Source organism: Flavobacterium psychroterrae, from assembly GCF_018380615.1.
Taxonomy (GTDB): domain Bacteria; phylum Bacteroidota; class Bacteroidia; order Flavobacteriales; family Flavobacteriaceae; genus Flavobacterium; species Flavobacterium psychroterrae.
Map to the genome: position 1 here is coordinate 36,200 of NZ_JAGYVZ010000019.1, position 26,810 is coordinate 63,009.

Genomic DNA, 26,810 nt, shown 5'->3' on the forward strand with positions numbered 1-26,810 from the left:
AGAATCTGAAAATTAAAATAGTTATCTTTGATAAAAATTAAAAAATGCCAAGAATTCTTTCCATAGACTACGGACAAAAACGTACCGGAATTGCTGTTACAGATGAAATGCAAATTATAGCTTCAGGATTAACGACGGTTCCAACTCCTACTTTAATAGATTTTTTAAAAGATTATTTTTTAAAGGAAAAAGTAGAGGCAGTTTTAATTGGCGAACCTAAGCAAATGAACGGGCAGCCCTCAGAAAGCGCTTCTGTAATTAAAGGTTTTGTAACTCATTTTTCTAATATTTTTCCTGACATGAAAGTAGTTCGTGTTGATGAACGCTTTACTTCGAAAATGGCATTTCAAACCATGATCGATAGCGGATTGAGTAAAAAAAAGCGTCAGGACAAAGGATTAATTGACGAAATTTCAGCTACAATTATGCTTCAGGATTATCTTTCTTCAAAGCGTTTTTAATTTTTCTCTCTTTGTTAATTTAATAGTCCTTTATTTTTAGCAAAAACATAACTTTTATCATGTATTTTTAGTTTTTTTTTGCAATTATAAAAAGTACCTTTGCACTTTAAACACAAATTACTGTTATGCCTGACAATACAATACGTTCCAATAGTGAAGTAGTGCTTATTGGAGCTGGAATTATGAGCGCAACTCTTGGATTAATTTTGAAAGAGCTGCAACCGGATATAAAAATTGAAATTTACGAAAGATTAGATGTTGCTGCTGCCGAAAGCTCTGATGCTTGGAACAATGCAGGAACAGGACATTCTGCTTTTTGTGAGCTAAATTACACCCCAGAAAAGGCTGATGGAACTATTGATCCTAAAAAAGCAATAAGTATTGCAGAATCTTTTGAGATTTCCAGACAGTTTTGGTCTTACTTAGTGCAGGAAAATAAAGTACCATCACCAGAGAATTTCATTAAAAGTGTTCCTCACATGAGTTTTGTTTGGGGAGAAAAAAACGTCGAGTATCTTAAAAAGAGATTCGAAGCTTTACAAAGCAATCCAATATTTTCTCAAATGGAATTTAGTTCTGATTTTGAAAAATTAAAAGAATGGATGCCACTTGTAATGGAAGGTAGGGAAACTAATGAAAAATTAGCTGCTACACATATGGAAATTGGTACCGATGTTAATTTTGGAGCCTTGACCAGAAGTATGTTTAATTATTTAGAAAAACTTGATGGTGTTTCTTTATACTTTAATCATGAAGTAAAAAAATTAAGACAACGTGAGGATAAATCATGGAGAATAAAAATCACTGATTTAACAACGGATCAAACAAGAAAATCATATACTAAATTTGTATTTATTGGAGCAGGTGGAGGTTCATTGCCATTACTTGAAAAAGCAAATGTTCCTGAAGGAAACGGTTATGGAGGTTTCCCGGTAAGCGGACAATGGTTAAAATGTACAAATCCGGAAGTTATTGCCAAACATCAGGCAAAAGTATACGGAAAAGCAAGTGTTGGAGCGCCGCCTATGTCCGTTCCTCATATTGATACACGTGTAATCGATGGTGAAAAAGCATTACTTTTTGGGCCTTTTGCAGGATTTTCGACTCGTTTCTTAAAAAATGGTTCCTACTTAGATTTACCATTATCTATAAAAGCAAATAATTTAATTCCGATGTTGTCAGCGGGATTTCACAATATTCCATTAACTAAATATTTAATAGAGCAGGTTCGTCAATCTCCAAAAGACAGGATGGCAGCTTTACGCGAATATTTACCAACAGCGCGTTCTAAAGATTGGAAACTTGAAAAAGCGGGACAACGCGTTCAGGTAATTAAAAAAGATGAAAAAGAAGGTGGGATTTTAGAATTTGGAACCGAAGTAATTAATACGCATGACGGAACTTTAGCAGTATTATTAGGCGCTTCTCCGGGAGCATCGACTGCAGTTGCAATTATGGTAGATTTAATTAGCAGATGTTTTACCAGTCAGATAAAAACACCGGAATGGGAAGCAAAAATGAAAAAGATGATTCCTTCATACGGACAAACTTTAAATGATAAACCGGAACTTTTAGCAGAACTTAGAAAACATACTTCGGATGTTTTAAAGCTAACAAATTAAAAGTTTACTCTTATAATAAATAACAAATCCAGATGAATTAATCTGGATTTGTTGCTTTAAATTCTTCCGTAATTTTCAAAATCTTTTCTGCCAGATTACTCATCCATATTAATTGTTCAATGACCATTTGGGCTTCCTGCATTTTTGCCTGGCGTGTTTCTTTATCTAATTCATCATCCTTAATTAAACGCGTGAAATTGATTCTTTTGAGTTCTTCAAATTGTAAAGTCACATCTTCCTTATCAAAAAATGTATCCGTTATAATAATTTCATTTCGTAAAATAGAAATCGAATGATCTAAATTTGAAAGTATCGTTTTTATAATATAATTAAATGATTCTGATGCTGATGTTGTCTGGTGTGATTGAATATAAGTTGATAACGAAGCTAACGCCGATAATATTGAATGATTTAAAACCACCAATTTATTAACTAGCGGAAGCGTTTTTTGTTTCGATTTTGGTTCCTGCATCATACGTTGAAAAGACGTCATTAAATTGCCAATTTCTACAAAAGCATTTTTTCTTGCCAATCGGTACGAAGTAGGAATCTCACCTTTTATATTATAAAAATCAGCAATTTCCTTAAGATAATTTCTATTGGCCCTAATAGAGTTTTCAATATGAATTGGCGTATTAATAAATTCCCACGCAGGCCATAAAAACTGATTGGCTAAAAAAGCAAGTGTGGCTCCGGCAAGTGTGTCTATAACTCTAAATTGTATCACCTGAACAATATTAGGAACCAGAATTCCGTAAATAAAAACAACATACATAGTAACAAATGTCGCACTAATTTTATAGTTGATTTGTGTAAAGGAAATACCAAGAAGCATACAAACAATAGATAATATACTAAGAGCAAAGTGGTTCTGAATTATTAAAACAATTCCAAAAGCAATAACGCCCCCCAAAATAGTTCCGAAAATTCTATTATAAGAACGTTCTTTTGTTAAGCCATAACCCGGACGCATGATTACAACAATAGTTAGTAAAATCCAATACGTGTTTTGAACGTTTAACAATCCGCCTATAATTAACCCAATCATGATTGTGATAGTCAATCGTAATGAGTGCCTGAAAATAGAAGATGAATAGCTTAAATTTTCTATTAAAGTACGCAATGGATAATATTGAGGCGTCAGGAATTTTTCAAGCTCCTTGTCTTTATCTTTTAATTTATAAGATTGCATGGCAAGTGAAAAAGCACGCTGAATAATTTTAATTTTTCCAACTTGGTTTTTAGCATATTTCAGCATATTGGTCAACATCAAAACGCCTTCGGCAGCGTCATCTTTGCCTAAACTTTTTTCATAATCAAAAATGGCAAATTCCAGAGCGTCAAGTTCATTTTTCAAGTCATTTTTATCAACATATACACTAATATGATGTACGTTTTTAGAAAGTTTCTTTAAAGTCGAAGCCAGTTTATACGCTACATTTTGGTACGTTCTGAGAACATCAGGATGTTTCGCAAATTTTTCATGAAGTTTACTATGGTCAAATGAAGTGTATAATGCTAGTTCCTGAATTTCTACCAATGTTATAAATACAAGCAGCATTTTTCGGTTCTGACTTGTAGTTGCAGATGCATTTTGATTGCCAATAAGCATTTTTCGTAAATCTTCATGAATCAGATTTAAATCAACCTGAACACTTAATTGTTTTTCGATAATGGCTTTTCTATTAGCTTCGGGAGACCATAAATCACCTCTTAGTTTTAAATATTTTGCCGTTAATTTTATACCTTCTGCAATTTGCAATTCAACATACTTATAAGGTTGTACAAAATGAAATACAAGCGATACAATTAAATATAAAATTCCTCCAATAAAAATAAATCCTGAATATTCAAAAGCTTCTAAACCGGTATGTAAATGACCAAATGATAATGAAATCGATAATAAAGCCGAAAACGAAACTAAAGTAGCACGTTGACCATAAACCGAAATCATTGAACATAAAAAAAGTAATAGAACTAAAAACGGATAAAATAAAAATGGATACGGATAAGCAAGATTTACTAATAAATTTACGCCTGATACTATAAATGACGCAACAATTAGTCCCTTTATTTTATGACTTAAAGAACTGGGAACATCACTGGGATAAGTAAAAAATGCACCTAACGCAATTGTAAAGCCTATTTCGAAATGTCCTATAAAATTCAAAACTAAAACAGGAACAACAGAAGCAATGGTTACTTTGGAGGCGTTTAAAAAAGAAGTACTGTTGGTGAATTTCGAAATACGATCAATCATATAGTGAGGTTTACTAACAAAAGTACGAATTGTACGAAATAATTTGGCATAATTATGGATGAGATTTCAATCAGTATGCAAAAAATGCGATATAAAACGTCTTTAGAATTATTCTTGACTATTTTTTACTATTTTTGCCAGCTGAATTATGAGAACTAAATTCAGGAGTTTTCATTAGATAATACATTAAAATAATACAAATGATTTTACCAATTGTAGGATATGGAGATCCTGTTTTAAGAAAAGTGGGTGAGGTAATTACGCCGGAATATCCAAACTTAAAAGAAACAATAGCAAACATGTACGAGACAATGTACAACGCTTTAGGAGTAGGACTTGCTGCACCGCAAGTAGGTGTGCCTATTCGTTTGTTTATTATTGATACGACTCCTTTTAGTGATGATGATGATTTACCTGCTGATGAGCAAAAAGATTTAAAAGGTTTCAAAAAAACTTTTATAAATGCTAAAATTCTTAAAGAAGAAGGTGAAGAATGGAGTTTTAACGAAGGTTGTTTAAGCATTCCTGACGTACGCGAAGATGTTTATAGAAAACCAACCGTTACTATTGAATATTGCGAAGAAGATTTTGTAATGAAAACAGAAGTTTTTGATGGTTTGATTGCAAGAGTTATTCAGCATGAATACGACCATATTGAAGGCGTTTTATTTACGGATAAAATATCATCATTAAAAAAACGTTTGATACAAAAGAAATTAAAAAATATTACCGAAGGCAAAACTTTTCAGGAGTACAGAATGAAATTTGCTGCCGCTAAAAAAGGAAGATAATTGATTGAAGAAATTCAAATTCAATAAAATATAATAAATCAAATTCTTAATACTAATTTTAATAAACATGAATTTAGAGAAAATTTTAGCCATATCTGGAAAACCAGGTTTATATGTATTGAAAGTGCAAACTCGTACAGGTTTTGTGGCAGAATCATTGACAGACGGAAAAAAAATTACTGTTAACTTAAAAAGTAACGTAAGTTTATTATCAGAGATTTCAATTTACACTTACGATGGAGAAAAACCATTGACTGAAGTAATGCAGCGTATTGCAACAAAAGAAAACAAAGGTCAGGCTATTTCTCACAAAGAAGATAATGCTACATTAGCAGCTTATTTCAAAGAAATTCTTGCTGATTATGATGCAGAAAGAGTTTACCCTTCGGATATTAAAAAAGTATTAAACTGGTACAATACCCTTCAGGCTAAAGGCTTGGTTACAGATTTAGCTCCGGCTCCAACTGAATCTCAAGAGGAAACTCCAGTAGCTGAAGAAAAACCAAAAAAAGCACATGCTGCTAAAAAAGCAAAAGCTAAGAAAGAAGAAGAATAGTAATTTTATATATTCAAATTAATTAAATCCCTGTTGAGATATTTTCTTAACAGGGATTTTTTTTGTAAGTTTTTTATTATTTATGATATTTATTAGTTATGAAACAAAATTTAAAATATATTTTTGTAAGAAATAACTCTATTTAATTATTTTAGGTTAAAAGTTTGTATTGTCAAGGCAACTTTTGATTTTGAAGATTTATAATAAGAGATTTATTTGTAAACAATTTTAAATTTTAAATAAAAAAATGAAAAAAGTAACAACAAAAATTTTGTTAGGTTCAGCTTTGATGTTGATGATGGCATCTTGCACAGACAAAAATAATTCATCAAATGAAGAGGAAAAAAAACATTGGAACTATGAAGGAGAAACTGGTCCGGAACATTGGTCAGAAATTGATCAGAATGACTGCGGGGGAAACGCACAATCACCAATTGATATAGAGGAAACAGAAACGGATAAAACTTTACTGCCAATTGATTTTCATTATGATACAAAAACAAGAATTCACGACGTAATAAATAATGGACATTCCATTCAGTTTGATTTTGAGCCTGACGATTATATTATGATTGATGGGGATAAATATGAATTAAAACAATTTCATTTTCATGAACCGGCAGAACATACTATTCGAGGTATTAGATATCCGTTAGTGGTTCACATGGTTCATATGAATAAGGATGGTAAGTATGCTGTAATTGCAATTATGGCTCAGGAAGACAAACAAAGTAATGAAGCTTTTGAATTTCTGGATAAGTATTTACCGGTAAAAGTGAATGAGAGTATTAAAATAAATGAAGATTTTAATATCAATAGCGTCTTGCCGGAAAATAAAACCTATTATACTTACATAGGTTCGCTTACTACTCCGCCATGTACCGAAGGTGTTCAATGGTTTATTTTTAAAAATTCAATTGGAGTTTCTTCTAAAATTATAGAAGACCTAAGAAAAATAATGCCAGTTAATAATTTCAGAAACGTTCAGCCATTAAATGGTCGAATAATCAAGGAATCAATATAAAAGAATTATTATATATATTAAAGAAGGTCTTTTTGACCTTCTTTTTTGTTTATTGCATGCATTAATTAGTAAAATGAATTAATTTTGATCTAATAAATAAATACAATGAGCAAAGAACCTCAACTTCAGGCATTCGAAAGATTATTAATTATCATGGATGAGCTTCGTGAGCAATGTCCGTGGGATAAAAAGCAAACGTTACAAACCCTTAGACATCTTACAATCGAAGAAACTTATGAATTAGGAGATGCTATTTTAGATGATGATCTTAATGAAGTAAAAAAAGAATTAGGTGATTTATTATTACACATTGTTTTTTATGCAAAAATAGGATCAGAAACCAATGATTTTGATATTGCTGATGTTTGCAATGAAATTTGTGAGAAGCTCATTCATCGTCATCCTCATATTTATAGCGATACCGTTGTAAAAGATGAAGAAGAAGTAAAACAAAACTGGGAAAAGTTAAAACTTAAAGAAGGCAAAAAATCTGTTCTGGAAGGAGTTCCTAAAAGTCTACCCGCGTTGGTAAAAGCAAGCAGAATTCAGGATAAGGTAAAAGGCGTTGGTTTTGATTGGGAAGAACCACATCAGGTTTGGGATAAAGTACAGGAAGAATTACAAGAACTGCAGGTTGAAGTAGAAGCAGGCGATCAGGATAAAATTGAAGCTGAATTTGGAGATGTTTTATTCTCAATGATCAATTATGCGCGTTTTCTAAATGTTAATCCTGAAGATGCTTTAGAACGTACTAACAAAAAATTTATTAAACGTTTTCAATACCTGGAAAGCAAAGCCGGTGAATTAGGTAAACCTTTAATGGATATGACTTTGGCAGAAATGGATGTATTTTGGAACGAAGCTAAAAAGCTGTAATTATTCAGCCATTTTTTTTAATGCTTTGATATTTTTAAGCATTATTTTTTTACCTACTAATTCAATTAAATCCAGTTTATTAAAATCAGATAATAATCTAATACAGCTTTCTGTAGCGGTACCAATAATTCCAGCAAGTTCTTCCCTCGTAAGTTGAACTTTTAAAGTTTTATCTTCATTTTCGCCAAAGGTATCATGCAAATGTAATAACGTTTCGGCTAAACGCTGTTTTACTGTTTTTTGAACTAAGGCAATTTTATCGTTTTCAGATTCTTTTAAATCTTCGCAAACAGATTGCATCAAATTCATAGAAAACTGATTGTTATTATTAAAAAAGTGTAAAATTTCACTTTTCGGAATAAAACAAACTTCCATATCTGCAACAGCTTTGGCAGATAAGTTTGCAGGTTCGTTACTAATCATAGAACGTTGTCCTAAAAGTTCACCTGCTTGTACCAGTTTTACAATCTGGTCTTTTCCGTTTGCACTTAATTTAGAAAGTTTTCCAACACCATCTTTTATGCAAAAGACACCATTAGTTACTTCACCTTCTTCAAAAATTGCATCACCTTTTTTAATTTTATACGTAGTCTTACTATTAGCCAATTTTACAACTTCGTCTTTGTTAAGTGCTTTAAGAGAAGACAGTTGTCGTACGATGCATTGATCACATTTATTCATGGCAAAAAAATTTACTGCAAAATTAACCAATATTTGCGTTCTAAGGCTTATTATTCCTGAAAATAAGAAGAAAAAGAGTATTATTTCTATTTGCTTATTTTAATTCGTTAAATTTAAAATCCGTTTTAAATATAATATGATAATTATCATAACTGGAATCTCGTATTTTTTTAACATTTGCTGTATCTAAAAAAACAAATTTTATGAGTGAGCAGAATTGTTTTCATTGTGGGTTAACCATTGAAAAAAATGAAGAGATCAATTTTGATGAAAAAAAGTTTTGTTGCAATGGATGTAAAACCGTTTACGAAATTTTTAGCCTTCATGATTTAACCTGTTATTATGATTTTGAAAATTCTCCAGGTGCCACTCCAAAAGACATTCAGGGGAAATACGACTTTTTAGACAACGAAGCGATATTGTCAAAAATATTGGAATTTCAGGAAGGAAACACTTCAATAGCTTCATTAAATATTCCGCACATTCATTGCAGTTCCTGCATCTGGATTCTCGAAAACCTAAACAAACTTCAGCTTGGAATAAGCATTTCACAAGTTAATTTTCCTGAAAAAAGAGTTCGAATTACTTTTAACTCAGATCTTGTTTCGCTCAAAACTATTGTTTACTTGTTAAGTTCAATAGGATATGAACCTTATATAAGTTTAGAAAACTATGAAACCGGTAAAACAAATGTAGACAGAACGTTAACTTATAAATTAGGTGTTGCATTTTTTTGTTTCGGAAACATAATGCTTTTATCATTTCCGGAATATTTTGAAATAAAAGAATTTTGGTTAGATAATTACAAACCATTTTTTAGAATTTTAATCTTCATTTTAGCATTGCCTAGTTTTTTATATTCGGCAAGTGGTTATTATGTTTCAGCCTATAAAAGTATAAAATCTAAAATGCTTAATATCGATATTCCAATTGCTTTAGGAATAATAGTAATGTTTGTTCGAAGCACTTTTGATATTGTAATGAATTATGGATCAGGTTTTTTCGATAGCTTAACAGGATTGGTTTTCTTTATGCTGCTTGGAAAAATGTTCCAGATAAAAACCTATAGTTTTTTAAGTTTCGAAAGAGATTTCAAATCCTATTTTCCAATTGCAGTAACCAGAATCAATTCAGATACATCAGAAGAAAGTGTACCTATATATGATGTCCTAAAAGGAAACAGATTATTGATTAGGAATCAGGAATTGATTCCCGTTGATGGAATTTTAATAAGTGAAAAAGCCGAAATTGATTATAGTTTTGTAACCGGAGAAGCTGTTCCTATTACTAAAAAATCCGGAGATAAAGTTTTTGCCGGAGGAAAACGAATTGGTAAAGTAGTTGAAATGGAAGTATTGCATTCCGTTTCACAAAGTTACCTGACACAATTGTGGAGTAATGAAATTTTTCAGAAAAAAGTATTTCAAAAACATAAAACCATTACAGATGCAATAAGCCGATATTTTACTCCTATATTATTATTGATTGCTTTTGCAGGTTTTGGATATTGGATATTTATCGATGCCAATACGGCTTTTAATGTTTTTACAGCAGTTTTAATTGTGGCTTGTCCTTGCGCATTAGCTTTAACCGCACCTTTTACTTTCGGAAATATTCTAAGAATTATGGGCAAGCAGAAAATGTATCTTAAAAATGCATTAGTAATTGAGCAATTAGCAAAAGTGGATACCATAGTTTTTGATAAAACCGGAACAATCACAACCAATAAAAAGTCAAACATTGTTTATGAAGGAAATACGATTTCGGACGAGGATTATATTCTGATAAAAAATGTTTTACGTGGCTCAAACCATCCTTTAAGCCGAATGTTATATGATTTTTTAAATGAAACAAAAAAAATAGCAATTAGCGATTTTCAGGAAATAACAGGAAAAGGAATTCTGGCTTCTGTAAAAAATAAAATCATTAAAATCGGATCAGCTTCATTTGTTGATAATCCGATCTTAGATACGTCTGAAATTGAAAAAACAGCACTTCACATTAAAATTGACAATCAGTATTTGGGCAGGTTTGTTTTTCAAAATCAATATAGAGAAGGTCTTGAGAAATTATTTGTAACGCTAAGTAAAAATTATCAGATAAAAGTGCTTTCCGGAGATAACGATGGGGAAAGAAGTAATCTTGAATCCATTTTACCAAAAGGGACGGAATTGATTTTTAATCAAAAGCCCGAACAAAAACTTGATTTTATTAAATACCTGCAGGATCAGGGACAAAATGTAATGATGGTTGGTGACGGTTTGAATGATGCCGGAGCTTTGGCGCAAAGCAATGTCGGGATTTCTATCTCAGAAAATGTCAATGTTTTTTCTCCGGCTTGTGATGCAATTTTAGATGCATCTGAGTTTTCACGCCTGAATTATTTTTTAAAATTATCACAAAAGTCAATTTCAATTATTAAAATGAGTTTTGTTTTATCACTGCTGTACAATATTGTTGGACTTTCTTTTGCGGTGACCGGTAATCTTCTTCCTTTAGTAGCCGCTATAATCATGCCTTTGAGTACTATTACGATAGTTAGTTTTGTTACTATTATGTCTAATTATTTCAGCAACAGTAATTTAAATAAATAATTAACATTTTATTAAGTATTTTTTCCTACATTTAACATATCGTTCTATTATGATAATTATCATGTTTTAATAGTTGCTGAACTGTTAATTTTGTTAACATAAATCTAGGATATGAGTGTCATTTATCTATTAATATCAGTAAGCATTTTTGTAGCAATAGGGTTCTTTATTGCATTTATCGTCGCTGTCAAATCCGGACAATATGACGATGATTATACGCCGTCGGTCAGGATGCTTTTTGATGATGAGACTAAAATTACTCCCCCAAATAATCAATCAACAACAGAAGAAAAACAAGTATAATTATGGAAATGGAACAGTTTTATTACGACAACAAAATTGTAAAAAAATTCATTTACGCCACTATTCTCTTTGGAGTGGTAGGTATGTTAGTAGGGCTAACCTTAGCGGTTATGTACCTTTTTCCCAACATCACAGATGGTATTTCATGGCTTAGCTACGGCAGGTTAAGACCTTTGCATACTAATGCAGTAATTTTTGCCTTTGTAGGAAATGCTTTTTTTGCCGGAATGTATTATTCCATGCAGCGATTGCTAAAAGCCAGAATGTTCAGTGACTTTTTAAGTAACCTGCATTTTTGGGGCTGGCAACTTATTATTGTCGCCGCTGCGATTACATTACCGCTAGGATATACTTCATCAAAAGAATATGCTGAATTAGAATGGCCTATTGATATTGCGATCGCTGTTATCTGGGTTGTAATGGGAATTAATATGATTGGTACAATGTTACGTCGTAGAGAACGTCACTTATATGTAGCAATTTGGTTTTATCTGGCAACATTTGTTACTGTAGCCGTTTTGCACATCTTTAATAACATAGAAATTCCTGTTTCAGCATTTAAAAGTTATTCTGTTTACGCAGGAGTTCAGGATGCATTAGTACAATGGTGGTATGGGCATAATGCGGTGGCATTTTTCCTAACAACTCCATTTTTAGGATTGATGTATTACTTTATCCCAAAAGTTGCTAATCGTCCCATTTATTCTTATCGTCTTTCTATTATTCACTTTTGGTCATTGATTTTTATTTATATCTGGGCAGGACCACACCATTTATTATATTCGGCTTTGCCAAGTTGGGCACAAAATTTAGGAGTCGCTTTTTCAGTAATGCTTATCGCTCCGTCTTGGGGAGGTATGATCAACGGACTTTTAACTTTAAGAGGTGCATGGGATAAAGTTCGTGAAGAGCCGGTTTTGAAATTCTTTGTCGTAGCAATTACAGGTTACGGAATGGCAACTTTTGAGGGACCAATGCTTTCATTAAAAAACGTAAACGCTATAGCGCATTACACAGACTGGATCGTTGCACACGTACACGTAGGAGCTTTAGCATGGAATGGATTTATGTCATTTGGTATTATTTATTGGTTAATTCCACGAATGACAAAAAGCAAATTATTCTCAAATAAACTAGCAAACTTCCATTTCTGGATTGGTACTTTAGGAATTATTTTATATACAGTTCCAATGTACGTAGCTGGTTTTCAACAAGCTTCGATGTGGAAACAATTTAACCCTGACGGAACTTTAACTTACGGTAATTTCCTGGAAACAGTTACAGCAATTATGCCATTATATTGGATGAGAGCCATTGGAGGTACTTTGTATTTAATAGGAATGCTGACATTGGTTTACAATATTATCAGGACTGTTAGAGCAGGAAATACTATTGAAGATGAATTAGCTCAGGCTCCGGCTTTACAAAGAATAAGCAGCGGAAGAATTAATGGAGAAAAATTCCATTCATGGTTAGAAAGAAAGCCAATTCAGTTGACCATTTTAGCTACAATTGCTATTTTAATTGGAGGTGTAATTCAAATTGTGCCAACACTTATGGTAAAATCAAATATACCTACAATTAGCAGTGTAAAACCATATTCGCCTTTAGAACTTGAAGGACGAGACTTATATATTAGAGAAGGTTGTGTAGGTTGTCACTCACAATCCGTTCGTCCTTTCAGAAGTGAAGTTGAACGTTACGGACCACAAGCTAAAGCAGGAGAATTTGTTTATGATCACCCATTTCTTTGGGGTTCAAAACGTACAGGTCCGGATTTATTAAGAGTAGGTGGGAAGTATAATGACAATTGGCATTTTAACCATTTCTGGAATCCGCAAAGTATTTCTGCAGGTTCAATTATGCCAGGTTATAAATGGCTGTTTGATAATGAGGCAATGGATATTTCATTAACACAAAAGAAAATGCAGATCATGGTAACACTTGGAGTTCCATATACCGAAGCAGAAGTTGCAAATGCTCAAAAAACATTAAGAACTCAAGCGCTTTCAATTGAAAAAAGCTTAGAAAATGATCCTGATTTTGTAAAAAGTTACGAGGATAGCAAGAAAAAAGCTGCTGCAAAAGGTGAAAAATTTGTTCCAATGAATGAAAGAGAAATTGTTGCTCTTATAGCTTATATACAAAGACTTGGAACAGATATAAAAGTAAAAGACACTTCAAAATAACAACATTATGTTTGAACAAATAAAACACAATATGGAGAATATATCGGGTATAGAAGTTTACCCGATTCTGTCTCTGCTAATCTTTTTTTTCTTTTTTGTAGGCTTAGGCTTTTGGGTATTCTCTTATAAAAAAGAAAAAATTCAGGAAATGAGTGAAATTCCTTTAGATGAAGGAGCTGTATAATTTCAAAAGATATTTAAAATGAAAAAATTTTTCCCAGTATATTTAAGAGTGCCACTGATTTTCTTCATCGTTTTTGCTTTGATGGAATACTTTATAGATTCAGGTGATCGTCCTGCTTTTATAAGATACCCAATGGTTTCAGTATTTCTTTTTGTCTTTCTGTTTATTCTGATTGCCATCGAAATAACAATGAGCGCAGTAAATCGTGTCATGTATCAATTAATGACACCCGAAGAAAAAGCAAAATTAGCCTATGAAAATAGTCTTAGTTTACAAGAAAGTACCTGGTACAAAGAATTAATGCAAAAACTTACCAAAACGCAGCCAATAGAAAATGAAGGCGATTTGTTAATGGATCATGATTATGACGGAATTAAGGAACTAGATAATAATTTACCACCGTGGTGGGTGTATTTATTTTATGGGGGAATCATTTTTGGTGTGATTTATTTTGCCCGTTACGAAGTTTTTGGAGGTGATGATCAGGAAGCTGAATTGAAAACGGAAATGGCGCAGGCAAAAATTGATGTCGAGGAATATCTAAAAACTGCACCGGATTTAATGGATGAAAAATCAGTTGTTTTACTTACTGATGCTACAGATTTAGCTGCCGGTAAAGAGATTTTTACAACAAATTGTGCAGCGTGTCACAGAGCTGATGCGGGAGGGCAAATTGGACCAAACTTAACAGATGATCATTGGATTTTGGGTGGAGGAATTAAAAACGTCTTTCATACGATAACAAACGGAGGACGTGACGGAAAAGGAATGGTCTCATGGAAAACCAATGGTTTAAAACCAAAAGAAATTCAAAAAGTTGCCAGTTATATTTTGTCTCTGCAAGGAAGTAATCCAAAAGAACCAAAAGCTCCGGAAGGTGAAGTTTGGGTAGATGAAAGTGCTCCAAAAGATGCCACTGCAAGTACAAAAAATGAAAGTACTGAAGTTAAAAAATAATTACATAATCATGTCAAATTTACCAGACGAAGCTTTTAGAGATACCATTGGAACTATTGATGAAGGAGGTAATAGAAAATTTATTTTTCCTAAAAAACCGTCTGGTAAGTTCTATGATTATCGAAAAATAGTTAGTTATATCCTATTGGCTATTTTAGTTGCAAATCCGTTTATTAAAGTAAACGGAAATCAATTTATGATGTTCAATGTTATGGAACGTCGTTTCAATATTTTCGGATTTCCTTTTTGGCCTCAGGATTTTTATTTGTTTGTAATATCAATGCTTGTCGGGATTGTTTTTATAATCTTATTTACAGTTGTTTTTGGAAGAATTTTTTGTGGATGGATTTGTCCTCAGACTATTTTTCTTGAAATGGTTTTCCGCCGAATCGAATATTGGATTGACGGTGATCGTGGAGCGCAATCGCGTTTAGCAAGACAAGAATGGAATGCAGAAAAAATCCGTAAAAGACTTATCAAGTGGACTATTTTTTTCTTGATTTCTTTTGGTATTGCAAATATCTTTCTCGCATATTTAGTGGGTAGCGATACGTTGTTTTTAATGGTAGAACAAGGTCCGGTTCTACAAGCAAGTAATTTTATTGCGCTACTTATTTTTACAGGAGTTTTCTATTTTGTTTTTGTATGGTTTCGCGAACAGGTTTGTATAATTGCTTGTCCTTACGGAAGATTGCAGGGAGTACTTTTAGACAACAAATCAATCAATGTAGCGTATGATTTTGTCCGTGGGGAGAAAGAAGAAGGCCGTGCAAAATTTAATAAAAAAGAAGACAGAGCACTTACAGGAAAAGGAGATTGCATTGATTGTCATCAATGTGTTCATGTTTGCCCAATGGGAATTGACATTAGAAACGGAACGCAATTAGAATGTACCAATTGTACCGCTTGTATCGATGAGTGTGATACTATAATGGAAACTGTTGGTTTGCCAAAAGGACTTATTCGTTACGCATCTGAAGATGAAATTGCTAAAAAAGAGCCTTTCAAATTCACAGCCAGAATGAAGGGTTACACCGCTGTTTTGTTCATTTTATTAAGCGTTTTTATCGGAATGGTGTTTTTACGTACAAATGTTGAAGCTATAATTTTACGTTTACCGGGACAGCTTTTTCAGCATAAAGGCGATAAAATCAGTAATGTTTATACCTATAAAATTGTCAATAAAACCATGAAAGATTATAATGATATTCATTTTGAATTAATCGATCAAAAAGGACAAATTAAAAAGGTAGGAAACGAACATTTTAAAATAAAAAAAGAAGGAATTTCACAAGGTACATTATTTATAGAAATAGATAAAGTGCTTTTAGAAAGTGATAAAACCAAAGTTGAAATTGGAGTTTATAATGGCAAAGAGCTGCTGGAAAAAACTGCTACAAATTTTTTAGGACCAAGAAGTTTTAATTAAAAGAAAATACCATGAAAATCAATTGGGGAACAGGAATTGTTATTGCATTTGCACTCTTTATGACATTTATATTATATTTTGTTTTTCAGGTGCAATCAAATAGTAAATATGACAACGACTTAGTTGTAGAAGAATATTACAAACACGATTCACATTTTCAAGAAGAAATGGCGCGCATTCAAAATGCTCATGATTTACAACAGAAGCCTTCAGTGAAGTATTCTCAAGAAGGAGTAAAGGTGACTTTTCCTGTGACGTACGAAACTGATAAAATAAAAGGTAATATATTATTATACAGACCTTCAAATAAGAAATTTGATTTTGAGATTCAAATTGCTTTGATAAATTCATCTTTACTAATTCCTAAAAGTAAATTAATAAAAGGACGTTGGGATGTTAATATGGAATGGCAATACAATGGTAAAAGCTATCTATCGAAAGAGGTTATCTATGTGAATTAACGATTGTGTAATTCCTACGGGCAATGTCATTAAGTTAAAAAATCAATACTGTTATGTCGAATAAATCTCTCGCAAAATCGCAAAAAGTTGTCATCTCGACGGAGGAGAAATCCCCGTAAGTAACTCCACAACGCAAGTCCAATCTTTGTCGAGCTTCTCGCAGAGATTTCTCCTTTATCGAAATGACAATATTGTGTATAAAACTTTGCGTCTTTGCCTGATTTTTTTTATTTTCTAAAAAGGACAGAGACAACAATATATTAAATTGACACCTAAATTATTTGATTTAAAAAAAAACGTTTTTAATTCAAATAATAACTGGCAAAAAACGAAACAAATGTTATACTCTGCTTTTATATTAGGATTGATTAGTAGTTTACACTGTATTGGAATGTGTGGACCAATTGCTATGATGTTGCCCGTGGATCATCAAAATGAAGCTAAAAAAGTTACTCAGATAATCATTTATCATTTAGGACGATTAAACGCCTACGCGACAATCGGATTGATTTTTGGATTATTAGGCAGAGGGTTTTTTCTTGCCGGAATACAACAAAAAATGTCTGTTATTATTGGTTTAACCATGATTATTGTGGTTTTGATTCCTGAAAAAACTTTTTCAAAATATAATTTTTCAAAACCGGTTTATAGAATTATTTCAAAAGTAAAATCCAGTTTAGGAAACCAGTTTAAAAAGAAAACCTATAAATCACTTTTTACAATAGGATTATTGAATGGCTTTTTACCATGCGGAATGGTTTATGTAGCATTATTTGGTGCAATTGCAATGCAAAGTGCGGGCTTTGGAGTTTTATATATGCTTTTATTCGGATTAGGAACTGTGCCCTTAATGACAATTGTTGTTTATGTGCATTCATTATTAAAGCTTCCTTTTCGAAATAAAATTCAAAAAGCAATTCCCTATGTCGCTGTAGTGATTGGCGTGTTATTTATCTTAAGAGGACTTGGATTAGGAATTCCTTATATTTCTCCATCTAATATGAATTTGTTTGTACAAGCAACTCCTAATTGTCATTAAACTGTCATTGAAAATAAGTTAGTTTCTGGTGATTTTCTTTTTAAATGTAAATCAAAAGCCATACATATATTACGAACAAAAGGTCTTCCGGCTTCGGTAATTTTTATTTTATCTCCTTCAATTATAATTAATTGATCTTTTTCTATTTCTTTTAAATTTTCCAGAACATCCGGAATTTCTTTGAAATAAAGTGCTTCTTTGCTCCAGGAAGTTTCAAATTCGCAGGTGAGATTTAAAATGTGTTTTCTAATAATCAAATCCTCATTGCTTAGGATATGACCTTTTACTACAGGTAATTTATCGTGTTCTAATAATAGATAATAATCTTCAATACTTTTTGTATTTTGCGCAAAGCTGTACCAACTATCACTAATAGAAGAAACTCCTAAACCAATCATAAGTTGCGTTTTTGAGGCGCTATAACCCATGAAATTTCGATGTAATTGTTTGTTTGTTGTGGCTTTATATAAACTATCAGATTTTAGTGCAAAATGATCCATTCCTATTTCTGTATAACCGTTTTTAGAAAGCATTTGTTTTCCTGTTTCGTATAGTTTTCTTTTTTCAGCATCCTTAGGAAGATTCTCTTCATCAAATCCACGTTGTCCGTTTCCTTTTATCCATGGCACATGGGCATAACTGTAAAAAGCCAGACGATCCGGTTTTAAAGAGTTTGTTTTTTCAACTGTATCAATTACATTTTCAATGGTCTGAAAAGGCAAACCAAAGATAATATCATGACCTATTGAAGTATAACCAATTTCTTTTGCCCAAAAAGTAACTTTTGCTACATTATGAAAAGGCTGAATTCTATGAATTGCTTTTTGAACCTTTTCAGCATAATCCTGAACACCAAAACTTACTCGTCGAAATCCTAAATCATATAACTTTTTAAGTTGATCGTAGGTTGTATTATTAGGATGACCTTCAAAACTAAATTCATAATTTTCAGCTTTCTCTGCTTTACAAAGAATACCGTTTATGAGTTGTTCTAAATTGTTTATGGAAAAAAATGTTGGAGTTCCTCCACCTAAATGTATTTCTTTTATTAAAGGTTTTTCAGGTAATAATTTGCAGTATAAATCCCATTCCTTGAGAACTGCTTTTATATACGTTTCTTCGACTGAATGATTTTTTGTAATTCGTTTATTGCAGCCACAAAATGTACACATGCTTTCGCAGAATGGTAAATGAATGTATAAACTGATTCCGTTTTGAGAATTACTTTCTAAAAATGCTTTCTGAAATGACTCAATCCATTTTTGACTTGTGAAATCACTTTCGTTCCAGTACGGAACTGTTGGATAACTTGTATATCTGGGACCTGGGACATTGCATTTTTGAGTCAGAGAGATTTTCATAAAATCGGAATTTGTTTCAAATCAAAATTAGAATTTATGAAGTAGAGATAAAATGACAAATATCATGTATCAGGCAAAAAAAAGAGACTCACAAGGAGCCTCTTTTCTGAATTAAATAACTAACGTGAAATAGAATCTTGAATGATTTTATGCCATTTTTTTGCAAACTGATGATCTTGGTACGCGCTTATTTGTTTGATGCGGTCATCATCAAAATCATAGAATGGTATTGTAATTTTTTTAGAAGTTTCTTTTTCCTGAAATTCGAAATCAATTTTTACAATAGTGTCTGATGGTCCTTCGGTTGTTAAAACTAATTTGCAGGATGAAACACTTTTTAAATCCAGATATATAGATTCTTGTTGATTTGGATTGAAATTCATCAGTATAAATTTTCTGTTTTTTTGATCTATTGTAAGCGTTTTATTGCTTTGAGATTCAGTTAAATCAAAATCATCGGGATGAGTTGGATTGAACTTCTTTTTTATGTTTAAAATTTTTGATTTATTTGCAGCACTTGATCTTGCTGAAAAATATACGGGAATGGCTACTATGATTGCGATCACAATACCAATTATGGTTACACTTGTTTCCATGGAATTTTTTAAAATTTGGTAATTATTATGAAAAGATGAAAGGGCTTTTGAGGAAAAAGCATTTCAAATTGTTAGGAAAAAGTATGTATTTCCTAAGTTAGAATTTCATGAGTTGTCTACCAGAAAAAATGGAAGGGATAGAGCATCAAGAGGACTTTTTTGCTCTGGGCTGCAAACTGATTTGCAAAGTTTGATGTTGATTTAACTGCTTTATGCTGAGGAATAATCATCAGTAAAGAGTCAAACCATTTAACTAAAATAGTAGGGGTGCTTTTTATATTTGCAGCAAATTGGTAAGCTGCCTGAGGTTGTATAAAAGCTAATGAATCTGCGTGATCTATAGAAAAATTGGTATCCGTTTTTTGATTTTCAGTTATTTGAATAGTCGATTCATTTGCCTGAACAGCAAAAAAAGCGATTATCAAAAGTGATAAAAATATAACGGTTTTACGAATCCAATTCATGGTGGCGAATTTAACTCATATAATACAATTAAAGAAATTTTAAAGAATTAATTAACTTTTAAAAGTGTGGTTATTTTTTATCCTCAATATTCCGGAAAGATATATTGAGGATAAAGAATGTTATTGTTGCATTTTGAAATAATAATCAGCTGAATGTTTACCGCTTCCATAAAAAAGGAAAAAAACGCAAGCAATTAAAACTATTATTGCCAAAATTAAACTTTCAGAATGCATATGTCCCATAAAGTTGATGAGAATTGCTCCAAAAAGTATGGGTAATTGCGCTGCGATTGCCCAACGTGTAAGTAATCCGAAAACAATCATAATCCCTCCAATCATATGTGCCGGTGCAATGTAATGCAAGAGAAACATACCACCGCCATATTGATCAATAGGAGAAATTAGATCATGTAAATATTGAATGTTTGTTACGAACCAAACACCCTTCATAAATAAAAAAACACCCAAAGCAATACGTACTAAATCTACAGGTAAATAAGTGTGCGAGTTCGCCCATTTATTTAAACTTTTTACATTTTCCATGATACTGTGTGATTAAAAATTACACATTAAAGTTACTAATTTTTAATGATATAATTAATTTAAGTATCTGGAAATAAGTTTATTGCTTTTTAAGGTTTTTGTTATTGAGGAAATATTAAACCTGAATCACACCTAAATTAAATTGTTTTTGAATAGGAGCATGGTTTGCCGCTTCGATTCCCATAGAAATCCATGTACGGGTATCTAACGGATCAATAATAGCATCTGTCCATAATCTTGAAGCGGCATAATAAGGCGAAGTCTGTTCATCATAACGTGCTTTTATTTTTGCGAATAATTCAGCTTCTTTGGCTTCGTCTACAATTTCTCCTTTTGCTTTAAGCGAAGAAGCTTCAATTTGTGCCAAAACTTTTGCAGCCTGAGTTCCCCCCATAACGGCAAGTTCAGCGCTTGGCCATGCAAAAATTAATCTTGGATCATACGCTTTTCCGCACATGGCATAATTTCCTGCCCCGTATGAGTTACCCACAATAACTGTAAATTTAGGTACAACCGAATTACTTACAGCATTCACCATTTTTGCACCGTCTTTTATGATTCCGCCTTGTTCAGATTTTGATCCTACCATGAAACCCGTAACATCTTGTACAAACACCAATGGAATTTTTTTCTGATTACAATTTGCAATAAATCGGGTTGCTTTATCTGCACTATCAGAATAAATCACACCGCCAAACTGCATTTCGCCTTTTTTTGTTTTTACAACTTTTCTTTGATTCGCTACAATTCCAACAGCCCAACCATCGATTCTGGCGTAACCTGTAATTATAGTTTGTCCGTAACCCTCTTTGTAAGCTTCAAACTCAGAATTATCAACTAAACGATTGATAATTTCCATCATATCATATTGCTCATTTCTGGCTTTAGGTAAAATTCCATAAATGTCTTTCGGTTCTAAAGCAGGTTTTTCGGCTTTGATTCGGTTAAAACCTGCTTTATCATAATCGCCAATTTTGTCAATAATGTTTTTTATTTTATCAAGTGCGTCTTTATCATCTTTTGCCTTATAATCAGTCACTCCTGAAATTTCACAATGCGTTGTGGCTCCACCTAAAGTTTCATTATCAATAGTTTCACCAATTGCAGCTTTTACCAGATAACTTCCGGCGAGAAAAATACTCCCGGTTTTATCAACTATTAAAGCTTCATCGCTCATAATAGGTAAGTAAGCACCTCCTGCAACACAACTGCCCATTACGGCCGAAATTTGAGTAATTCCCATACTGCTCATTTGGGCATTATTTCTAAAGATTCTTCCAAAGTGTTCTTTATCAGGGAAAATTTCATCCTGAAGAGGTAAGTAAACACCTGCACTATCTACTAAATAGATAATTGGCAACCTGTTTTCCATTGCAATTTCCTGTGCCCGAAGATTCTTTTTTCCTGTAATAGGAAACCAGGCACCTGCTTTTACAGTCGCATCATTAGCAACAACTATACATTGTTTTCCTCTAATGTATCCTATTTTGATGACAACGCCACCAGACGGGCAACCGCCATGTTCAGCATACATTCCGTCTCCAACAAATCCTCCAATTTCAATATTTTTTGAACCTTCATCTAAAAGATATGCGATACGCTCGCGAGCTGTCATTTTACCTTCGGCATGTAACTTTTCGATACGTTTTTCGCCGCCGCCTAATTTTACTTTGGCAAATTTTTGTTTTAGGTCAGAAAGTAGTAATTTATTGTGATCTTCGTTTTTATTGAAGTTTAAATCCATAATATATTGTGGTTTTTACAAAATAGTGTTGGCTAATTTACAAAATCAATTGAAACCTACATAATAAATATTATCATCAGATAAAATAAAATCAGAGTTTATAAGATTCCTTAAAATATATTTTTAGAAATAAAATAATAGAAATAAGAGATTCTTATAATTTGTAGAATGAGAATTATTTAAACAAAAAAAACAGAAGACAAGCTTCTGTTTTTTTATATTTTGTATGCAGACTAATTATTTTTTAGACTCGCCAACTAATCTTTTTAATATTGCCCATTGTTTTAAAGCATCACGAGCTTCAACGGCAGGATATCCTAACATTGTTTTTCCTGCAGGAATATCGCCAATTACACCTGATCCAGCACCAACTATAGCACCATCACCAATAGTTGTGTGATCTTTGATAGATGCGCTTCCGCCAATAATAACTCCGTTTCCTAAAGTTACAGATCCGGCTAAACCGCTATTTCCGGCCATGATACAAAATTTACCTAATTTACTATTATGTCCAATTTGAACCAGATTGTCAATTTTACATCCGTCACCAAGTACAGTTGAGCTGAATTTTCCGCGATCTACGCAAGTATTAGCGCCAATTTCAACACCATTTCCTATAATTACATTTCCAATTTGTGGAATTTTTACTAAACCTTTTTCACTGCAAGGACGGAATCCGAAACCATCGGCTCCAATTGTTGCATTAGGATGAATGATACAATCATTACCAATATGACAACGTTCTCTAACTACAGTTCCTGACCAAATGATAGTATTTTTACCAATAGTACATTCATCTAAAATAGTAACATTCGGGTAAATAGTAACATTTGCACCAATTTCTACTTTTGGACCTATGTAACAACCTGCACCAATTCTTGCTCCTTCGCCAATAATAGCCGTTTCATCAACATTTGCTGATTTATGAATATTGGTATGGAATATAGGAGTAGGAGGTGCAAAAAGTGCTAAAATTTGAGACATTGCTAAATCAGCGTTTTTCACTTTTATAAAAGCACGATTGTGTCCGGGTTCAATCGAAATGTCCTCGTTTACAACTGCAATAGAAGCTTTTGATCCTTCCCAAAATTTTTCATATTTTTTGTTTCCTATAAATGAAATTTCAGAAGTCGTTGCTTTTTCTAATTGTTCTGTTGCTGTTATGCATTGCGAAGTTGTGCCGTAAATTACGCCATTGATAACTTCATTAATTTCTTGAATTGAATAGGATTTCATTGAAATGAATTTATTGATTTAGGGGTTATTTCGGACCAAATAAAATCAATTAGATTCGAATTACCTAATCTTATTTTGAAGTTTTTTAAATAGTGTTGTAAATAACAATTTAAATATTACAAAATTAACACTTAATCTATTAAAATTTTACGTGTTTTTGAATATACATTAAATGTTTAAACTTTAAAGTGTGTGATTTGTAAGGCAAAAAATACCTTTTTAATCGCTTTTAATTTTAACATTTAATAAAAAATATAAGCCGTTATATCGTTTTAAATCAATTGATTTAAGAAGTTTTTTTAGAGAAACAGGTGTTGTGATTGGCTGTGCTAAATATCAAGATGTTTTGTAGGTCTGTTGGATTCTTGTTTTAAAGATATTTTTTAGATATTTTTTAAAAGTTAAAATTATGGTTGAGATTTATTTTTTAGCTTTCACTTTGAGTTTAACTTTGTTTATTGTTTAAATTGGTAAGTTATATCTTAATTAAAATAAATTATTTTACAAATGTCTTTTTAGTAATTAAGTTGAATTAAAAGAAAAAAGCGATTCTTTTATTAAAAAATGAATCGCTTTTTATATTTATTCTTTTATTTTGGATAATGATATTGCATTTATGCAATAGCGTAATCCGCTTGGTTCCGGTCCATCGGGGAAAATGTGTCCCAAATGTGCATCACAAGTATTACAAACAACCTCAACACGAATCATTCCGTGTGATTTGTCTGCGTTATATGCAATGGCATTTTCTTTAAGAGGCTGAGTAAATGATGGCCAACCAGTTCCTGATTCAAACTTTTCACTGGCATCAAAAAGTAAAGTACCACAACATTTACATTCGTAAATTCCCGGATCAAATAAACTGCAAAGCTCAGAACTAAAAGATCTTTCGGTACCTTTTAAACGAGTTACCTGAAATTCTTCAGGCGTTAAAGTTTGTTTCCATTCTTCTGGAGTTTTCTCCACTTTTTTGTCCGGAAGTGGATTTCCTTTATTCGTAAAACGAATTATATCTGCCCATTTTATCATAACTTTTTTATTTAGTTTTTTTCTTCTCAGTTTTCAGTCTCGGTTTTCAGTCTCAGTCTCAGTTTTCAGTCACTCTATGAGTTACTGTGACTGAAAACTGAGATTGAGTACTAAAAATTATTCTTCTTCCCGTTGTCCCATCATCATTAAAAATGCTTTTAGGAAAGCGTCGATATTTCCGTTCATGACCCCATCAACATCGCTGGTTTCATAGCCTGTTCGAACATCTTTTACTAATTTATAAGGCTGCATTACATAATTACGTATTTGCGAACCCCATTCGATTTTCATTTTTCCGGCTTCAATATCTGCACGTTGGGCTTGTTGTTTTTTCAACTCGATTTCATACAATTGAGAACGTAACATTTGCATGGCGCGTTGTCTGTTATCTTGCTGAGAACGAGTTTCTGAACATTGAATCTGAATTCCGGTTGGTTTGTGTACCAATTGAACTTTGGTTTCAACCTTATTCACATTTTGCCCTCCGGCACCACTTGAACGTGATGTTGTAATTTCGATATCAGCAGGATTAATGTCAATTTCGATGCTATCATCCACAAGCGGATATACATATACAGAAGCGAATGAAGTATGACGTTTTGCATTACTGTCAAAAGGCGAAATTCTAACTAAACGATGAACTCCGTTTTCTCCTTTTAAATATCCAAAAGAATAATCACCTTCAAACTCCAGCGTAACGGTTTTGATTCCCGCAACCTCGCCAGCCTGAAAGTTAAGTTCTTTTATCTTGAAGCCATAACTTTCTCCCCACATCATGTACATGCGCATTAGCATTCCTGCCCAATCACAACTTTCGGTTCCGCCCGCACCGGCAGTAATTTGAACTACGGCACTTAAACTGTCGCCCTCGTCAGAAAGCATGTTTTTAAACTCAATGTTTTCAATATGAGCCTGCGTTGTCTTGTAATGCTCGTCTAATTCTTCTCCGGAAAGTTCACCTTCCTTATAAAAATCATAAGCAAGTTGTAATTCATCTGTAAGTTCGATTGCCTTATTGTAATCTTCGATCCATTTTTTTTTGTTTCGAAGGTTTTTTACAATGACTTCAGCTTCTTTTGCATTGTTCCAAAAGTCGGGTGCGAAAGTTTTTTCTTCCTCGTTAGCGATTTCAATTAGTTTGACATCAACGTCAAAGATACCTCCTCAACGCACCAAGGCGCTCCACAATACCTTTTATTTGTTCGGTAGTTGTCATAAATTAATAGTAGTTTTATATGTTTTTTATAAATATTACGTTAATTTGGTTGTATCATAATTGACAAGTTAAAATTTAATCAAACTTGCAGAAATTAACAAACAGTAATACGTAATTTTGCTGTACAAAAATAAGATATAGTTTTTAGAATATGGAAATAAATTTAATTAGCGATACTATTACCAAACCTACACACGAAATGTTGCAGTATATGTTTAATGCGCATGTTGGCGATGATGTATACAGGCAAGATCCTACGGTTATCGAATTAGAGACTAGAGTGGCGGAGTTTTTTGGTATGGAAGCGGGACTTTTTTTTCCTTCAGGAACTATGGCAAACCAAACTGCTATTAAATTACACACACAACCAGGAGAGCAATTAATTGCAGATAAATATGCTCACGTATATCATTATGAAGGCGGAGGAGTTTCGTTTAATAGTGGAGTTTCCTGCTGTTTAATAGATGGAAATCGCGGAATGATTACTGCCGCTCAGGTTGCAGCAGCGATTAACGATCCTGAATTTTATCACAGTCCGTTAACGAGTTTGGTTTGCGTGGAAAACACCACTAATAAAGGCGGTGGAGCTTGTTATGAATTAGAAGATTTAAGAGAAATAAAAAAGGTTTGCGAGACTAATAATTTGAAATTCCACCTTGATGGAGCCAGAATTTGGAATGCATTGGTTGCCAAAAGACAAAACCCGAAGGAATTCGGAGCTATTTTCGATACTATTTCGGTTTGTTTGTCAAAAGGATTAGGCGCACCAATTGGTTCTGTTTTATTAGGATCTAAAGCCGATATGCACAGAGCTTTAAGAATCAGAAAAATATTAGGCGGAGGAATGCGTCAGGTAGGATATTTGGCAGCAGCCGGATTGTATGCTTTGGCACATAATATTGAAAGATTAGCCGAAGATCACAGAAGAGCCAAAGAAATTGCAGCCGTTTTGAGTACAAAAGCATGGATATCTGCAATAGAACCTGTTGAAACTAATATTTTGATTTTTTCATTAGCCGAAGGTTACAGTGATCAGCTTTTAATTGAGAAATTAAAACAAAAAAATATTTTGATAAGCTCAATGGGAAACAATAAACTCAGAATTGTAACGCATTTAGATTATAAAGAAGTTATGCATACTTATGTGATTGAGACTTTGCAGAAGTTTTAGGAAAAAAGGTTCAAAGTTGCAAA

At 32.6% G+C, this 26,810-nt stretch carries 25 protein-coding genes; 15 read left to right on the forward strand and 10 right to left on the reverse strand.

What is annotated here, in order from left to right:
- The first annotated feature begins 44 nt into the window (after positions 1 to 44).
- Together ruvX and KHA90_RS18360 are read left to right on the forward strand one after the other, a co-directional pair.
- A complete protein-coding gene (gene ruvX / locus KHA90_RS18355; RefSeq protein WP_213304281.1) occupies positions 45 to 461 on the forward strand; it encodes a Holliday junction resolvase RuvX in 417 nt (138 codons plus the stop codon).
- Between the two features lie 125 nt (positions 462 to 586).
- Positions 587 to 2,083 carry a malate:quinone oxidoreductase gene (locus KHA90_RS18360; RefSeq protein WP_213304284.1) on the forward strand — a complete coding sequence of 499 codons (1,497 nt, stop codon included), beginning with the start codon at positions 587 to 589 and terminating at the stop codon, positions 2,081 to 2,083.
- 37 nt (positions 2,084 to 2,120) lie between these two features.
- On the opposite strand, the gene KHA90_RS18365 is transcribed toward KHA90_RS18360, so the two are convergent.
- The gene (locus KHA90_RS18365; protein ID WP_213304287.1) at positions 2,121 to 4,343 is read right to left on the reverse strand and encodes an FUSC family protein; all 2,223 of its coding nucleotides are present in this window, start codon (positions 4,341 to 4,343) and stop codon (positions 2,121 to 2,123) included.
- 200 nt (positions 4,344 to 4,543) lie between these two features.
- Between KHA90_RS18365 and def the strand changes: the two genes are divergently transcribed.
- From def to mazG, 4 genes are all read left to right on the forward strand, one after another.
- Positions 4,544 to 5,134 (forward strand): peptide deformylase, encoded by a 591-nt coding sequence (def, locus tag KHA90_RS18370; RefSeq protein WP_213304290.1) that lies wholly within the window; start codon positions 4,544 to 4,546, stop codon positions 5,132 to 5,134.
- A gap of 67 nt (positions 5,135 to 5,201) precedes the next feature.
- A complete protein-coding gene (locus tag KHA90_RS18375; RefSeq protein WP_213304293.1) occupies positions 5,202 to 5,690 on the forward strand; it encodes a DUF5606 family protein in 489 nt (162 codons plus the stop codon).
- A gap of 247 nt (positions 5,691 to 5,937) precedes the next feature.
- Positions 5,938 to 6,714, forward strand: a complete 777-nt coding sequence (locus KHA90_RS18380; protein WP_213304296.1) for a carbonic anhydrase — start codon at positions 5,938 to 5,940, stop codon at positions 6,712 to 6,714.
- 105 nt (positions 6,715 to 6,819) lie between these two features.
- Entirely contained in the window at positions 6,820 to 7,590 is a 771-nt protein-coding gene (gene mazG, locus KHA90_RS18385; protein WP_213304311.1) for a nucleoside triphosphate pyrophosphohydrolase, read from the forward strand.
- Here the strand turns inward: mazG and KHA90_RS18390 are convergent, their stop codons facing one another.
- Positions 7,591 to 8,271 carry a Crp/Fnr family transcriptional regulator gene (locus KHA90_RS18390; protein ID WP_213304314.1) on the reverse strand — a complete coding sequence of 227 codons (681 nt, stop codon included), beginning with the start codon at positions 8,269 to 8,271 and terminating at the stop codon, positions 7,591 to 7,593.
- A 203-nt stretch (positions 8,272 to 8,474) separates the two neighbouring features.
- Here KHA90_RS18390 and KHA90_RS18395 point away from each other — a divergent pair, with 203 nt between their 5' ends.
- From KHA90_RS18395 to KHA90_RS18430, 8 genes are all read left to right on the forward strand, one after another.
- Positions 8,475 to 10,865 (forward strand): heavy metal translocating P-type ATPase, encoded by a 2,391-nt coding sequence (locus tag KHA90_RS18395; RefSeq protein WP_213304317.1) that lies wholly within the window; start codon positions 8,475 to 8,477, stop codon positions 10,863 to 10,865.
- A 111-nt stretch (positions 10,866 to 10,976) separates the two neighbouring features.
- Positions 10,977 to 11,168, forward strand: a complete 192-nt coding sequence (ccoS, locus tag KHA90_RS18400; protein WP_213304331.1) for a cbb3-type cytochrome oxidase assembly protein CcoS — start codon at positions 10,977 to 10,979, stop codon at positions 11,166 to 11,168.
- A gap of 2 nt (positions 11,169 to 11,170) precedes the next feature.
- Positions 11,171 to 13,357, forward strand: a complete 2,187-nt coding sequence (gene ccoN, locus KHA90_RS18405; RefSeq protein WP_213304334.1) for a cytochrome-c oxidase, cbb3-type subunit I — start codon at positions 11,171 to 11,173, stop codon at positions 13,355 to 13,357.
- Positions 13,358 to 13,364: 7 nt separating this feature from the next.
- Positions 13,365 to 13,541, forward strand: a complete 177-nt coding sequence (locus tag KHA90_RS18410; RefSeq protein ID WP_213304337.1) for a CcoQ/FixQ family Cbb3-type cytochrome c oxidase assembly chaperone — start codon at positions 13,365 to 13,367, stop codon at positions 13,539 to 13,541.
- A gap of 18 nt (positions 13,542 to 13,559) precedes the next feature.
- Positions 13,560 to 14,498, forward strand: a complete 939-nt coding sequence (locus KHA90_RS18415) for a cbb3-type cytochrome c oxidase N-terminal domain-containing protein (protein WP_213304340.1) — start codon at positions 13,560 to 13,562, stop codon at positions 14,496 to 14,498.
- A 10-nt stretch (positions 14,499 to 14,508) separates the two neighbouring features.
- Positions 14,509 to 15,927 carry a cytochrome c oxidase accessory protein CcoG gene (ccoG, locus tag KHA90_RS18420; RefSeq protein WP_213304343.1) on the forward strand — a complete coding sequence of 473 codons (1,419 nt, stop codon included), beginning with the start codon at positions 14,509 to 14,511 and terminating at the stop codon, positions 15,925 to 15,927.
- 11 nt (positions 15,928 to 15,938) lie between these two features.
- Complete coding sequence (locus tag KHA90_RS18425; protein ID WP_213304347.1) at positions 15,939 to 16,388, forward strand: FixH family protein; 450 nt, start codon at positions 15,939 to 15,941, stop codon at positions 16,386 to 16,388.
- A 337-nt stretch (positions 16,389 to 16,725) separates the two neighbouring features.
- Entirely contained in the window at positions 16,726 to 17,427 is a 702-nt protein-coding gene (locus KHA90_RS18430) for a sulfite exporter TauE/SafE family protein (protein WP_213304349.1), read from the forward strand.
- Here the strand turns inward: KHA90_RS18430 and hemN are convergent.
- The 8 genes from hemN to prfB all read right to left on the reverse strand — a co-directional run bounded on the left by hemN (position 17,424) and on the right by prfB (position 25,616).
- Positions 17,424 to 18,788, reverse strand: a complete 1,365-nt coding sequence (hemN, locus tag KHA90_RS18435; RefSeq protein WP_213304351.1) for an oxygen-independent coproporphyrinogen III oxidase — start codon at positions 18,786 to 18,788, stop codon at positions 17,424 to 17,426. The genes KHA90_RS18430 and hemN overlap by 4 nt on opposite strands.
- A 119-nt stretch (positions 18,789 to 18,907) precedes the next feature.
- Complete coding sequence (locus KHA90_RS18440; RefSeq protein ID WP_213304354.1) at positions 18,908 to 19,384, reverse strand: hypothetical protein; 477 nt, start codon at positions 19,382 to 19,384, stop codon at positions 18,908 to 18,910.
- 116 nt (positions 19,385 to 19,500) lie between these two features.
- On the reverse strand, positions 19,501 to 19,848 hold the full coding sequence (locus tag KHA90_RS18445) for a hypothetical protein (RefSeq protein WP_213304357.1): 348 nt from the start codon (positions 19,846 to 19,848) through the stop codon (positions 19,501 to 19,503).
- 120 nt (positions 19,849 to 19,968) lie between these two features.
- On the reverse strand, positions 19,969 to 20,391 hold the full coding sequence (locus tag KHA90_RS18450; RefSeq protein WP_213304360.1) for a DoxX family protein: 423 nt from the start codon (positions 20,389 to 20,391) through the stop codon (positions 19,969 to 19,971).
- 115 nt (positions 20,392 to 20,506) lie between these two features.
- Positions 20,507 to 22,135 carry an acyl-CoA carboxylase subunit beta gene (locus KHA90_RS18455; protein ID WP_213304363.1) on the reverse strand — a complete coding sequence of 543 codons (1,629 nt, stop codon included), beginning with the start codon at positions 22,133 to 22,135 and terminating at the stop codon, positions 20,507 to 20,509.
- A 237-nt stretch (positions 22,136 to 22,372) separates the two neighbouring features.
- Complete coding sequence (gene lpxD / locus KHA90_RS18460) at positions 22,373 to 23,371, reverse strand: UDP-3-O-(3-hydroxymyristoyl)glucosamine N-acyltransferase (protein WP_213304366.1); 999 nt, start codon at positions 23,369 to 23,371, stop codon at positions 22,373 to 22,375.
- A gap of 582 nt (positions 23,372 to 23,953) precedes the next feature.
- Entirely contained in the window at positions 23,954 to 24,400 is a 447-nt protein-coding gene (msrB, locus tag KHA90_RS18465; RefSeq protein WP_213304380.1) for a peptide-methionine (R)-S-oxide reductase MsrB, read from the reverse strand.
- 117 nt (positions 24,401 to 24,517) lie between these two features.
- A protein-coding gene (prfB, locus tag KHA90_RS18470) for a peptide chain release factor 2 (RefSeq protein ID WP_213304384.1) occupies positions 24,518 to 25,616 on the reverse strand; the annotation gives its coding sequence in 2 pieces (ribosomal slippage) (positions 24,518 to 25,552 and positions 25,554 to 25,616; 1,098 coding nt in all).
- A 151-nt stretch (positions 25,617 to 25,767) separates the two neighbouring features.
- Between prfB and KHA90_RS18475 the strand changes: the two genes are divergently transcribed.
- On the forward strand, positions 25,768 to 26,787 hold the full coding sequence (locus tag KHA90_RS18475; protein WP_213304387.1) for a threonine aldolase family protein: 1,020 nt from the start codon (positions 25,768 to 25,770) through the stop codon (positions 26,785 to 26,787).
- Positions 26,788 to 26,810: the final 23 nt, after the last annotated feature.